This is a genomic window from Bacillus glycinifermentans, from assembly GCF_001042475.2.
GTDB classification, from domain to species: domain Bacteria; phylum Bacillota; class Bacilli; order Bacillales; family Bacillaceae; genus Bacillus; species Bacillus glycinifermentans.
Genome location: NZ_LECW02000020.1, coordinates 45,459 through 58,954, shown reverse-complemented (window position 1 = coordinate 58,954; position 13,496 = coordinate 45,459). Strand labels below are relative to the sequence as shown.

Sequence of the window (13,496 nt, the reverse complement as noted above, 5' to 3'; positions counted from 1 at the left end):
ACATAAAGACAGGAGAAAATGAATGCAGCATCAACTGAAGGCTTACATCTCAATGGCGCTTGCGATGGCGATCGTCGGCAGCTCTGTCGTCGTCGGCAAACTGATGGTCGAAATGATTCCGGTGTTTCTTTCGTCAGGGATTCGCTTTTTGATCGCGGCGGCCGTTTTAATCGTCTTGCTTATTGTTTTTGAAAAAGGGTTTCCGGAGCTGACGAAAAAAGACGTGTTTGTGCTGGTGATGCAGTCGTTTACCGGCGTTTTTCTGTTCAGCGTCTGCATGCTTTACGGCGTCAAGCTGACGACGGGGATGGAGAGCGGAATGATTACAAGCACGACGCCGATGGCTGTCGGGATTTTGGCTTTTTTTCTATTGAAAGAACGAATCGAAAAGCGGATGTTGATCGGAATCGTGCTCGCCGTCATGGGCGTGATGACGATCAATCTGTTTGGAGCAGACGGGGGCGGAAGCCCGCACGCTTTGATCGGGAATCTCTTAATCGCAGCGGCTGTGGTTGGCGAGGCGATGTTTACGCTTTTGGCAAAACTGTTGTCCCCGCATATTTCGGCTTTGGCGATTGCAACGTTTGTGTCGCTGTTCGGGTTTTTGTTTTTTCTTCCGTTTGCGGTCTTCGAAGCGCTGTCTTTCAACTTTGCGGCACCGGGACTTCTTGATTGGTCATACGTACTCTATTATGCACTGATCGTTACAGTGCTTGCCTTTTACTTGTGGTACAGCGGTGTGTCGAAGGTTTCCGCCGGCATTTCCGGGATTTTCACGTCGGTATTGCCCGTTTCCGCCGTCGTCTTATCCGGCATCGTTCTGAAGGAGCAATTTACCATGATTCATCTGATCGGAATCACGCTTGTGATCGCCGGAATTTTTGTCACCGTGGTTGTGAAAAAGGACAGCCAAAATCTCGCATCCTAGCAGATTTCCAAAAAAATGTCGCAAATTTAATGCATCAATTTGATGAAATCGCCAAGCCCTGCGGTATAATAGATTTTGTGAATGAAATGGAAAGAGAGTGGTTACATTATGGGCCGTAAATGGAACAATATAAAAGAAAAGAAAGCGTCTAAGGATGCGAATACGAGCCGGATATACGCCAAATTCGGACGTGAAATATATGTGGCGGCAAAGCAGGGCGAGCCGGATCCTGAGTCAAACCAGGCGCTGAGGTTCGTGCTTGAGCGGGCGAAAACGTACAATGTCCCGAAAGCGATTATCGAGCGGGCGATCGAAAAGGCGAAGGGCGGTTCTGAGGAAAACTATGACGAGCTGCGCTACGAAGGCTTCGGACCGAACGGCGCGATGGTCATCGTTGATGCGCTGACGAACAATGTCAACCGGACGGCGGCTGATGTCCGCTCTACATTCGGAAAAAACGGCGGAAACATGGGTGTGAGCGGCTCTGTCGCATACATGTTTGATCCGACGGCTGTCATCGGTTTTGAAGGCAAAACAGCCGACGAAACGCTTGAATTGTTGATGGAAGCCGACATCGATGTCCGCGACATCATCGAAGAAGACGACGCCGTGATCGTCTACGCCGAGCCTGATCAATTCCACGCCGTGCAGGAAGCGCTGCAAAACGCCGGAATCACCGAGTTCACCGTCGCAGAGCTGACAATGCTCGCGCAAAACGAAGTAACGCTTCCCGAGGATGCCCAGGCTCAATTCGAAAAGCTGATCGATGCGCTTGAAGATTTGGAGGACGTTCAGCAGGTTTACCATAATGTTGATTTAGGTGAATAATCCTCATCACCACCCGTGATTGAAATCATGGGTGGTTTTTTTGGCGAAAAAAAGCCCCATTGTACAGAACTGCTGAATGGGGAACATACTATTCTACGTCTTTTAATAATGCTTCAATTTTATAAAGCCGCTGCTTGATCTCCTTTATTTCCTCATTTTCAAGTTTAAATTTCTCTTCAGCCAATTTACCGTTCCTTAAATACCTTTTGACAACCTTTGTTAAGCTACAATACCCGCGACGACAAGCGCAGCCGTTACTAGATGATATATAGGTATTAAAATTGTGATGATATCAACGGCTCCCATCTTTATTCTCCTTACATTCTATTGATTTCTAACTTGCTGACAAAAGGATTAGTTGTATATCCGTTTTAACATATTTTAAATTAAAAGGGATAATATTCCTTTTTTCTTCGCTGGAAATTTAGCCATAAAAACACCCCGTAAATGTAAGATCGGTGTCTAACATTTACGGGACAGTTTTTTATTACACAAACTGCAACAACTGCATCAAAACCGGCACAACGAACAAAAACAAAATCGTACTTGTCGCAACGGTGTTTGTCGCAAAATCGACGTCTCCGCCTGCTTCGGCGGCGAGCATCGGGGTGACAGTCGGCGTCGCTGTGGCCGATTGGACGATTAATGTTTGCTTCAGCAGTGAAGAAAGCGGGATCGGCAGGAGCAGCAAAAACAGCACGAGCGGCGAAATGACGAAGCGTCCGAGTAAAACGCCGATCGTATCTTTGTCAAAGCGGATGCTTTTCAGCCCGGATTTGTTGAGGACGATCCCGATAAAAATCAATGACAGCGGCGTGACCAGGTTGCCGACGTATGTCAGCGCAGAATTCGCGAACTCAGGCACCGGAATTTCGAACCATAGAAACACGATTGAAACTAGAAAGCCTAAAAGCGGAGGCGGCAACAGCTTCGAAATGAGCTTTTTGAACGTTATTTTTTGCGCGCTGTGCGCTTCGTCTTTGCTGTCTTTGGCGATTAAAAAGGCGCCCAACGACCAGAGCGAAATCGTATTAATAATATAGTAAACAAGGAAATAAGGAAGGCTTTTTTCTCCGAACAACGCGATGTTCAGCGGCAGACCGATGAAGATCGCATTCGCGTTTACAAACGAAGCTCTGAACGTTCCGATTCTGCCTTTTCTCGTCCGCAATGCTTTCGATAATAAAAATGCAATGATATAGGAAATGATTACCCCGCACATAGGCCAGATTAAGCTGGAGGATTTTTCTTTCGTGAAAAACTTTAAGACGGATACAAAGATAGAGCAGGGCAGCGCTATTTTTGTTATCAGGTTTGAAATACTTTTGTTGAATCCTTCCACAAACCAGCCCTTCTCATTCAAAACATACCCTAATGCAATTAATAACAAAATGATAATAACGCTTGAAATCGATGTCCAAATGTTCATATGCATTCCTTCTTTTTATTTATTTATGGAAATGAAATATTCCCTACGTAAAATAATAGTTCAGCCGGAAGAAGACTCACAAATACGGTTTATTTATAGGCTGATAAGAAAGATTTATCAGCACGCCGGACAGCCTGACGGGGCGGGCCGTATTAGTTTTATTTATTATCGTATAAAAATTCTATAGGGGTTTTTGCCCGGGCGCCGGGTCTACAATAGCAGCGTACCGAAAATGGAATAAGGAGTTGATGGTTGTGGCTGAGGGAAGCGGTCCTGAAAGAAAAGCCCGGCAGCTGGCGTTTAAGCCGATTCCGTTTCTCATTTCTATCATTGTTGGAACGGTGCTTTGGTTTATCCACTATCCGTCAGGCATTTCTCTTCAGGGCGGCCATGTGCTGGCATTGTTCCTCGCAACGATTCTTGGCTGCATATTGAATGCGGCCCCGCTTGGACTTTACGCATTTATCGATTTGATTATTTTAACGGTAACGCATACGGTGAGCGGTGAAGTTGCTTTTTCAGGCTACAGTGACAGCACGATTTGGTTGATTGTGGCGGCTTATTGTGCAGCCATCGGATTTACGAAAACGGGACTCGGATTAAGGATTGCCTATCTGTTCGTCAAACTGTTCGGCAAACGGACATTGACTTTAGGATATGCCCTTGTGTTATGCGAATTGGTGATTTCACCCGCCATTCCGAGCAATACGGCCCGGGGAGCGGGAATCATTTTTCCGATTATCCAGCAGCTTGCGAAATCGTACGGTTCTGATCCGAAGCTCGGCACATCGCGAAAGATTGGCTCTTTCCTTGTGATTTTGGGATTTCACGCCAACCTGTTGACGTCGGCTATTTTTTTGACGGCGATTTCAACGAGCCCGATCGCGGTGTCATTGGCAGACAAACTCGGTGTCCACATTTCGTGGGGGCAATGGGCGTTGGCGGGGTTGTTGCCCGCGGTTGTCTCATTGGTCGTGATCCCGCTGTTCATCTATCTCGTCTATAAACCGGAAATTACGAAAATGCCCGATGCACCGGCAATGGCGCAAAAAGAACTGGAGAAAATGGGGCCGGTCAAACGCTCGGAAATCTACATGCTGATTTCTTTTCTTGTCATGATTTTGTTGTGGATTTTCGGAAATGCGCTCGGCGTCTCCACCACGATTGCGGCTTTTATCGGCGTGACGATGCTCGTCTTCTTTGGCGTGATTAAATGGTCCGACATTCCGGAACAAAAGAGCGCCTGGAACCTGCTCGTCTGGCTCGGACCGCTGTTGATGATGGGAGCCCAGCTCAATCGCTTCGGCGTTATCAAATGGTTCAGCAACGTTGTAGGCGCACAAGTTCATGGTTTGTCATGGGGCGTCGCTTTCGTTGTGTTAGGTTTGATCTACTATTACAGTCATTATTTCTTTACGAGCCTGATCATTCACGTCAATGCGTTCTATACGCCGTTTTTGGCGATTTTGATCGGCATGGGCGCTCCGCCTGTCGCATCCGCATTGTATCTGGCTTTTCTGACGGCGCTGTGCGCGCAGCCGACAAATTACGGGACGCTGGCAGGGCCGCTGTATTTCAGCTCTGAGTATGTTTCATCAAAAGCGTGGTTCAGCATAGGCTTTGCCGTATCTGCGCTGACGTTTGCGATTTGGACAGGTCTTGGAATGCTCTGGTGGCATATCATCGGAATCATGTAAAAATAAAAGAGAGAGGGAAATGAATATGTCAAATATTGGTGTTTTAACAAACCCATTGTTGAATAAAGGAACCGGATTTAAACAAGATGAACGCGATGCATTGGGGCTGAACGGCTTAATTCCGCCCGTCGTTCAAACGATCGACGAACAGGAGCGGCAAGTTTACAGCCAATATCAAAAAAAGGAAACGCGTCTTGAGCAAAGAATCTTTTTAATGGATATTTACAAAACAAACCGGACGCTTTTTTACTATACGATGGAAAAGCACCTTGTCGAATTTATGCCGGTCGTCTATGATCCTGTCGTAGCTGAGGCGATTGAGGAATACAGCGACCGTTTTGTTTCCCCGGATGCCGTCTATTTGTCAATCCATGATCAGGACAATATAAACGCGGCGCTTGAAAGCTTTGCTGACGGCCGGGATATTCGCTTAATCGTCGTGACAGATAGTGAAGGGATTTTAGGAATGGGCGACTGCGGCATCAACGGAGTTGAAATCGCAACCGGAAAATTAGCCGTTTACACAGCGGCTGCAGGTATTAATCCGAACCAGGTTCTCCCGGTTGTCCTTGATGTCGGGACGAATAACAAAGAGCTGTTGGACAATCCTCATTACCTGGGAAATAAACACGAACGGGTGAGAGGCGAGGCTTATGATCAATTTATAGACAAATTTGTGAAAGAAGTCACAAATTCATTCCCGAAAGCTTTGCTTCACTGGGAAGACTTCGGCCGTGCGAATGCAGCCAAGATTCTCGAAACATATCAATCAAGCATCTGCACGATCAACGATGACATTCAAGGAACAGGAATCGTCATTTTAGCGGCTCTGTTAGGTTCGATGAAAGTGTCAAACATCCCGTTAAACAAACAAAAAGTGCTGATTTTCGGTGCGGGTACTGCGGGTGTCGGAATCGCTAATCAAATTTTGGAAGAGATGCTGCGGACGGAGGATATCACTGTAGATGAAGCGAAAAAACGGTTTTATTTAGTCGATAAACAAGGATTGTTGACAGATGACATGCCGGATCTCACGAACGGCCAGCAAAAATTCGCACGTCCTCATGCCGAAATGGACGGCAAACAGTATAAAGACTTGCAGGACATCATCGCCTTCGTGAAACCGACTGTTTTGGTCGGGACATCCACTACACCGGGTGCATTTACTGAAGATGCGATCAAAGAAATGGCGAAGCACGTCGAGCGCCCGGCGATCTTCCCGATCTCAAATCCGACGAAGCTGATCGAGGCGCAAGCGGCTGACGTTATCAAATGGACGGACGGCAAAGCCCTGGTATGCACCGGAATTCCGTCTGATGATGTCGAATACAACGGCGTCACATATCAAATCGGCCAAGGCAACAATGCGCTCATGTATCCAGGACTCGGCCTCGGAATCATCGCCGCCGAAGCAAAGATCGTCACACAAAACATGCTCTCAGCCGCGGCGCGGGCCGTCGGTGATTTGGTCAACCCGCAAGTTGAAGGAGCGGCCATTTTGCCTCCGGTCGCTGAGATGAGAAAAGTCTCAAAAATCGTCGCTGAAGCCGTTGTGAAGCAAGCGATTAAAGACGGCGTCAATCAGAATGAAATCGCAAGCATCGAAGAAGCAGTCAGCCGTTTAATATGGGAGCCGAGATATTAACAAAACTGTCACTTGTAAGCATTCCGGAAGAGAGGCTATCATTTACAAATGATAGCCTTTTAACAAAGGAGACACCTGTGATATGAACTTAAAAGATTTAGAGTATTTTCAGACGCTTTGCTATACGAGAAGTTTTACAAAGACCGCAGAAGCCCTCTATGTGTCACAGCCATCCGTGACATTTGCGATTCACCGCCTCGAAGATGAGCTCGGCGTGAAGCTGTTCGAGATCAATAAGTCGCACCGCTCCGTCGAACTGACGATTGCCGGCCAGTATTTACAGAAAAAAGCCGGGCATATTTTAACGGAAGTCGAAAACACCGTCAGGGAAATCAGAGAGTTTAACCACCCGACGATTCGCCTTGGTCTGCCGCCGATCATCGGAGGCTACTACGCCGCTGATATCATGAAGCAGATCGATGATAAAGGGCTTTTGCCTTTCATCAATTTGGTAGAAGACGGGTCAGAGCTGCTCATGAAAAAAATTGAGGAAAACAAGCTTGATTTGGCCATCATCGGATCGGCTTCGCCTATACATAACAGCAAGATTGTCAGCATCCCCATCACGCGCTCAGAACTCGTGATATGCACCTCCAAGCAGCATAGATTCAGCGGCCGCAGCAACATTAACTTTCAGGAATTAGAGCATGAAAAGATGCTCGTGCTCGGCCAATCGTTCGTACACCGCACAGCCTTTCAGTACTTTTCAAAAAAATACCGGATCAAGCCGAAAGTCGTTTATCAAACGGATAAAATCCAGACGCTGAAAGCCTTGATCACCGTCGATTGCGGGATCAGCCTGTTAAGCAGAATGGTCGTCTCAGACGCGGAAGATATTGCGATGGTTCCTCTTGACGAAGAGGTCATTCCTTATTTTTACGTATCGATTTGCTTTAATAAAAACCATGCGCTGAGCGAAGAAGAAAAATCAATTATCGAACTGTTTCAAGCCCACGAAAAGCATGAGGATTTTACCGAAATCGCCCGGTAAAATCTTTTTTATGTCAAAAAAACGGCAGGTACCTGAATTTTCATGAAAGTCAGCCGATACATATGATGTAGTCTAACTTTTCCCAAAACTGTTTGATAGGAGATGGCCTAAAATGTTTCAAATCACCGATCTCAACCGTCAATACATCGGAGGGGAGTGGAGAGACGGCAAAAGCGAAAGCGTCTTGGCAGATCTGAACCCCTATACACAAAAAACGATCGCCTCTTTTCACAAAGCGACGCCCGATGACGTAGACCAGGCCTATAAGGTGGCACTCAATGCAAAAAAGGAGTGGGACCGCGTCGGCCCATATGAGAAACGGGCGATTTTGGAAAAAGCGGCCGCCTATATTGAGGAACATAAAGAAGCGATTGTGTTTCTCATTATGGAAGAGCTTGGCGGGACAAGGCTGAAAGCGGCTTTTGAAATCGATCTCGTCATCAATATGATCAAAGAAGCGGCCGGTTTTCCGCTCAAGATGGAAGGAAGAATTCTGCCTTCCCCTGTCGATGGAAAAGAAAATCGCCTGTACCGGATTCCGGCGGGCGTCGTCGGGGTGATCAGCCCGTTCAATTTTCCGTTCTTTTTATCGGTCAAATCGGTTGCTCCGGCGCTTGGCGCGGGGAACGGCGTGGTGCTGAAGCCGCATGAGGAAACGCCGATTTGCGGCGGAACCTTGATCGCGAAAATATTTGAAGAAGCAGGGCTGCCGAAGGGGCTTTTAAACGTCGTTGTCACAGACATCAAAGAGATCGGTGACAGCTTTGTGGAACACCCGATTCCAAGGATCATCTCGTTTACGGGTTCGACAAAGGTCGGAAGCTACATCGGCCAGCTTGCGGTCAAGCACTTTAAAAAACCGCTGCTTGAACTTGGCGGCAATAGCGCGCTGATCGTTCTGGAGGATGCCGATTTGGAATACGCGGTCAATGCCGCAGCCTTCAGCCGCTTCACCCATCAGGGGCAAATCTGCATGTCGGCCAACCGGATTCTCGTTCAAAAAGAGGTGTATCCGGCGTTTTTGAAATTATTTTATCAAAAGGTGTCTGCTTTTAAGACGGGAGATCCGATGGATCCGGATACGATTATCGGCCCTGTCATTAATGAACGCCAGGCGGAAAATCTGCGCAAGGCCGTAGAAAAAGGAATCGAAGAAGGCGCGGTCGCGCTGATCAAAGGCGAAATTAAAGGCAATCTCGTCGAACCGACGATTTTAACAGATGTAAAGCCGGGAATGTCGATCGCCCGGGAAGAGCTGTTCGGACCGGTCGTCTGTGTCATGCCGTTTCAAACGGAAGAAGAAGCAATCAGAATTGCGAATGACACACCGTTCGGGTTAAGCGGAGCCGTTCATACGGGGAATGTGGAACGCGGTGTGGATCTTGCTAAACAGATCGAAACGGGAATGATCCATGTCAACGACACCACGATCAACGACGAGCCGCACATCGCTTTCGGCGGAGAAAAACAGTCAGGCCTCGGAAGGCTGAATGGAGAATGGAGCCTTGATGAGTTTACGACATTGAAGTGGATCTCTGTCCAGCATCAAAAAAGGGTTTTTCCATATTAAAAGGAGGTTTACAACATGAACGAAGCAGTACAGACAGAAATCCATCCTCTTTTGGACGCATTTGTAAAGGTCGCACCTTTCCTGAATGCGCTCATTCAGGATGATGTGACAATCGGGATTTATGATACGGAAAAACTGATCATCAACATTCCCGGGAAAACTTTTTCCCTGGATGTGAAGCCAGGGGATCCCTTGCAGGAAGGGGACATTATTACAGACGCGATCCATCAGAACCAAATGAAATCGAGCCTTGTGCCGAAGGAGCTGTTCGGTTTTCCGCTTATGGCAAGGGCGATTCCGCTCCATGACGAAAGAGGCCGGGTCATCGGCGGCGTAGGCCTCGGCACGAGCCTTGAAAAATCGGATCAGCTTCACCGCGTTGCCGAAAACCTGTCGGTGATCGTTGAGCAGACCGCTACAGCCATTCAGGACATCGCCGAATCTGTCAGCGGATTTTCCGGGCAAATGTCCGACATCTCCAAGCAGGCAAAGCAAGTCAGCGAAAGCGCCGGAGAAATCGAGAAAATTTCCGTCACCGTAAAAGGCATATCAGACCAAAGCAATCTCCTCGGGCTGAACGCGGCGATCGAAGCTGCAAGGGCTGGCGAATCGGGCAAAGGATTCTCGGTTGTGGCCGACGAAATCAGAAAGCTTGCAACGCATTCGAAAGAAAACGTCGGACAGATCGATGAAATCACGAAAAAGATTCATGCGTTATTGAAAGGGCTCGAACAGTCGATCGAAGTCATCAACGAGCATACAAGCGGACAGGCTGCCGGTGTTGAACAAATTTCGGCAACCATGCAGGAAATCAGCAGCAACGCGCAAAACCTCGCAAAGATGGCGGAATATCATGTGGGAGACTAAAAAATAGATTGAACAGCGGAAGCTGCCGGATGAGCCGGCGGCTTTTTTAGCGGGTGGCTGGAGGATGCATGATGTTACTTCTATGAAGCACAGTGTGACGTGTTTTGGTACCTGCTGAGCAAACTTGTATGCCCGTCAGGACAGTTTCTCTCAACAAGCGAATAGGAAGCGATGACATAAACCTCAAATGATAGCTTTATACTATAATTTGAAAATAATGCCTATAAGAGAATAGATAATGACAGTTGAAAAAAGAATTGTCATATGAAACAAAGAGTAAATAAACATATATGTTGCCCATTTTTCCGGATCCATTCTTTTGTAACCGTATACACTAAGACCAAACCATATCAAACTTAAAAGAAGGGCAACGAGCATAAGTCCAAGGCTTAAAGAATAAAAAAGGACACTTGTTCCAATGAGGATGATTAAATAAATATTGGTTTGTATATATGTTCTTTTAACTCCTTTGACAACTGGGAGCATTGGAACTTTCGCAGCCTTATACTCATCATTCTTTCGAATAGCTATAGCATAAAAATGAGGCATTTGCCATATAACAGAGATAACAAAAAGACCGAGAATAGCAGGATGCGTAACATCCGGATAAATAGCTGCCCATCCAATGAGAGGCGGCATAGCTCCAGCGATGCTTCCAACCTCTGTATTGTAAACTGTTCTTCTTTTACTCCACATGGTATACGGGACAATATAAAAAAACAATCCTAGAAATCCTAGGAGTGCTGCCAGAGAAGTTGTCAACGCAAGAATGGCGATTCCGAAAAGCGCCATAAAGGTACCAAGCCATAAAACTGTTTTAGGCTTAATTTCTCCTGTTACAGTCGGTCTGTTTTTGGTTCTCTCCATAATGGAGTCTATATCTCGGTCAAATAAGTTATTAAAAGCTCCTGCCGCCCCCATTATCAAAATTGAACCAACCAAAGCGAAAATTATTTCTGGCAATTTTTCAAAAAGGCTGATTTTATAAGTATATAAAGCTAATGTTAATCCGGCAAACATCGGAATAAGGTTAGATTTAATAATTCCTGTTTTAATGGTTTGTGCCAATTTTGTTGAGGCAGTCTCTTTATCCGTTATTATTTTGTTTTCAATTTGCATTTGTTCTTCTCCTTTATTTGATTATCTTAAAATCCGGCTAGAGAAGTGTTGTGATGAATGGGATAAATTTAGATACCAATTAGTATTTAGATACTAATTGGTATGTTAATTCTTTATGGTATGATTGTCAAGAGAAGGAGGAAGAAGAATGCTTAGGAGAAGGTTAAACCAAAAAGAGCGGAAAGAGGAAACGAGGCAAATGCTTTTACATTCGGCTGTTGAGATCTTTTCAGAGCTTGGCTTTCATGGAGCTTCCGTTGAAAAAATTGCTGAACATGCCGGATTTAGTAAGGGTGCAGTTTATTCTAATTTTAAATCCAAGGAAGAACTCTTTCTTGCATTATTGGAACAGCAAATGAATTTACATGTGAATAACATCGATAAAATAATAGACCAGCAGGATTCACTTGCACATTTTATTGAAGCAATGCATGAGCATTTTGTTTCAGTGACGAATGAAAATCAAAAGTGGATTATTTTAAATACGGAGTTTCTTCTTCATGCAATGCGTAATGAGCCGGTTCGCTCTAAATGGTCTTGCATGATTATGGAGTCCGTGGATCAGATCTCTAAGTCTGTTGCAAAATTAATGTTGAAAGAGAATCATAATAGTGCTCTATCTCCGGAAGAAATCGCATGGACCATTTTTTCATTAGAAAATGGTCTTGCTATATTTAATTTTATTAATGAAGAAAAGGTCCCGGCTAATTTATATGGAAAAGCACTAAAAGATATGCTCCTAACCCCTGAAAACCCTACTGACGGCCATAGAAATGATTCAGTTTAAATTTAATGCAAAAGGCCGAGGCCGTTTAAAGGAAGGAGCCCGCCCACAAGATCGGCGGCTTATTTATTTTCTGGAGCACAATCATTAAAATTTTATTTTAAATTCTCAAAAGGAATTTCCCTTCCAAAATCGAAAGTGGTATAGGAAATCGTCTTCATAAGGGGGAAGGGTATGAAGGTATACACGAAAACAAAGCTGACCGGATTATGGTTGGGACCGATCGGTTTTTTGCTGATTTTCGGCCTGATTCCCGAAGCGGAGCTGGCCCATGCGCCGCGGGTTGTCCTGGCTGTGACGGCTTGGACGGCCGTCTGGTGGATCACGGAGGCCGTGCCGATTCCGGCGGCGTCTTTATTGCCCGTCATTCTGCTGCCGACACTGGGCGGTTTAGATGTGGACACGGCGGCTAAAGCATACGGCGATCCGATTGTTTTCATGTATATGGGCGGATTTATCATTGCGATCGCCATTGAGAAGTGGAATCTTCATCAGCGGATGGCGCTGCATATTTTGAAGCGGATCGGTACGGAAAGCCACCGGATTGTGCTGGGCGTGATGGTGGCGACGGCGTTTTTGTCGATGTGGATTTCAAATGCCGCGACCGCTTTGATGATGCTTCCTGTTGCGCTGGCCGTCATTAAAGAAGTGCGGGAAAAAGGGATTTTAAAAGGGGATTCGCTTCAGAAGTTCAGCAAGAGCGTTCTGTTGTCCGTAGCGTATGCCGCATCGATCGGCGGTCTTGCCACATTAGTCGGATCGGTCCCTAATGCGGTGTTTGCGGCAATGTCCAAACAGATGCTGAATCGGGAGATTATGTTTTTTGAATGGTTTTTATTCGGATTTCCGGTTACCGTTCTTTTTTTGATTATCCTATATTTATATTTGACGAAGGTGCAGTTTAAAGTCAGCCGCTTTGAAGGGAAAAAGCCTGATTTCATCGATCACGACCTGCATGCGCTCGGGCCGATGACGCGGGAGGAGAAGACGGTGTTCGCCGTGTTTTTGATGACGGCATTGTTATGGATGTTTAAATTCTTGCTTCCGTTTGACATATCCGATACATCGATCGCGATCCTCGGGGCGCTTCTGCTTTTTTTAATCCCGGGCACAAAGGACGAACGGATTTTGGAATGGAAGGATATGCAGTCGCTGCCTTGGGGGAAGCTCCTTTTGTTCGGAGGCGGGTTGTCGCTGGCTGCCGGTTTTTCCGAGACGGATGTAACGGGATGGATCGCCGGAAAGCTGAAGCTTTTGGAAGGGCATCCTTATTTATTCGTTTTAATCGTGTTAACGGGAGCGATTTTATTCATGACGGAGATTATGTCGAATACGGCTGTCGCCAATATGGTGATTCCGATGACGGTGGGACTCGGCGCTGCGATTCACGTTGAGCCGTACGGGCTGATGGCGGCGGCCGCGCTCGCATCCTCGTGCGCATTTATGCTGCCGATTTCGACCCCGCCGAATGCGGCCGTTTTCAGCGCAAATGTGCTGAGTATGAAGGATATGATCAAAGCGGGGTTTTGGCTGAATGCCGCGGGCATTTTGATCATCGTTACAGGCGTGTATTTTCTGCTCCCCGCCGTTTTGCAGTAAAATGCCCATAAACCTCTCACTAGTTTTCTTTCATTAACT

The 13,496-nt window shown here is 46.4% G+C and carries 11 protein-coding genes; 9 read left to right on the top strand and 2 right to left on the bottom strand.

Annotated elements, in window-relative coordinates:
* Nucleotides 1-22 precede the first annotated feature (22 nt).
* Complete coding sequence (locus AB447_RS11975; protein ID WP_048353961.1) at nucleotides 23-928, top strand: DMT family transporter; 906 nt, start codon at nucleotides 23-25, stop codon at nucleotides 926-928.
* Nucleotides 929-1,036: 108 nt separating this feature from the next.
* Nucleotides 1,037-1,756, top strand: a complete 720-nt coding sequence (locus AB447_RS11970) for a YebC/PmpR family DNA-binding transcriptional regulator (RefSeq protein WP_048353962.1) — start codon at nucleotides 1,037-1,039, stop codon at nucleotides 1,754-1,756.
* 487 nt (nucleotides 1,757-2,243) lie between these two features.
* Here the strand turns inward: AB447_RS11970 and AB447_RS11965 are convergent, their stop codons facing one another.
* A complete protein-coding gene (locus tag AB447_RS11965; RefSeq protein ID WP_048353963.1) occupies nucleotides 2,244-3,185 on the bottom strand; it encodes an AEC family transporter in 942 nt (313 codons plus the stop codon).
* Nucleotides 3,186-3,439: 254 nt separating this feature from the next.
* On the opposite strand from AB447_RS11965, the gene AB447_RS11960 reads away from it, so the two are divergent.
* The 5 genes from AB447_RS11960 to AB447_RS11940 all read left to right on the top strand — a co-directional run bounded on the left by AB447_RS11960 (nucleotide 3,440) and on the right by AB447_RS11940 (nucleotide 9,955).
* Nucleotides 3,440-4,882, top strand: a complete 1,443-nt coding sequence (locus AB447_RS11960) for a DASS family sodium-coupled anion symporter (protein WP_048353964.1) — start codon at nucleotides 3,440-3,442, stop codon at nucleotides 4,880-4,882.
* Between the two features lie 25 nt (nucleotides 4,883-4,907).
* A complete protein-coding gene (maeA, locus tag AB447_RS11955) occupies nucleotides 4,908-6,527 on the top strand; it encodes an NAD-dependent malic enzyme (RefSeq protein WP_048354000.1) in 1,620 nt (539 codons plus the stop codon).
* An 82-nt stretch (nucleotides 6,528-6,609) separates the two neighbouring features.
* Nucleotides 6,610-7,518 carry a LysR family transcriptional regulator gene (locus AB447_RS11950; protein WP_048353965.1) on the top strand — a complete coding sequence of 303 codons (909 nt, stop codon included), beginning with the start codon at nucleotides 6,610-6,612 and terminating at the stop codon, nucleotides 7,516-7,518.
* Nucleotides 7,519-7,630: 112 nt separating this feature from the next.
* Nucleotides 7,631-9,088 (top strand): benzaldehyde dehydrogenase, encoded by a 1,458-nt coding sequence (gene yfmT / locus AB447_RS11945; RefSeq protein WP_048353966.1) that lies wholly within the window; start codon nucleotides 7,631-7,633, stop codon nucleotides 9,086-9,088.
* 15 nt (nucleotides 9,089-9,103) lie between these two features.
* Nucleotides 9,104-9,955, top strand: a complete 852-nt coding sequence (locus AB447_RS11940) for a methyl-accepting chemotaxis protein (protein ID WP_048353967.1) — start codon at nucleotides 9,104-9,106, stop codon at nucleotides 9,953-9,955.
* Between the two features lie 201 nt (nucleotides 9,956-10,156).
* Here AB447_RS11940 and cyoE read toward each other — a convergent pair whose 3' ends face one another.
* Nucleotides 10,157-11,074, bottom strand: a complete 918-nt coding sequence (cyoE, locus tag AB447_RS11935; protein ID WP_048353968.1) for a heme o synthase — start codon at nucleotides 11,072-11,074, stop codon at nucleotides 10,157-10,159.
* Between the two features lie 148 nt (nucleotides 11,075-11,222).
* On the opposite strand from cyoE, the gene AB447_RS11930 reads away from it, so the two are divergent.
* Complete coding sequence (locus tag AB447_RS11930) at nucleotides 11,223-11,861, top strand: TetR/AcrR family transcriptional regulator (RefSeq protein WP_048353969.1); 639 nt, start codon at nucleotides 11,223-11,225, stop codon at nucleotides 11,859-11,861.
* 171 nt (nucleotides 11,862-12,032) lie between these two features.
* Nucleotides 12,033-13,457: an SLC13 family permease gene (locus AB447_RS11925; protein WP_048353970.1), complete on the top strand. Its 1,425-nt coding sequence runs from the start codon at nucleotides 12,033-12,035 to the stop codon at nucleotides 13,455-13,457.
* Nucleotides 13,458-13,496: the final 39 nt, after the last annotated feature.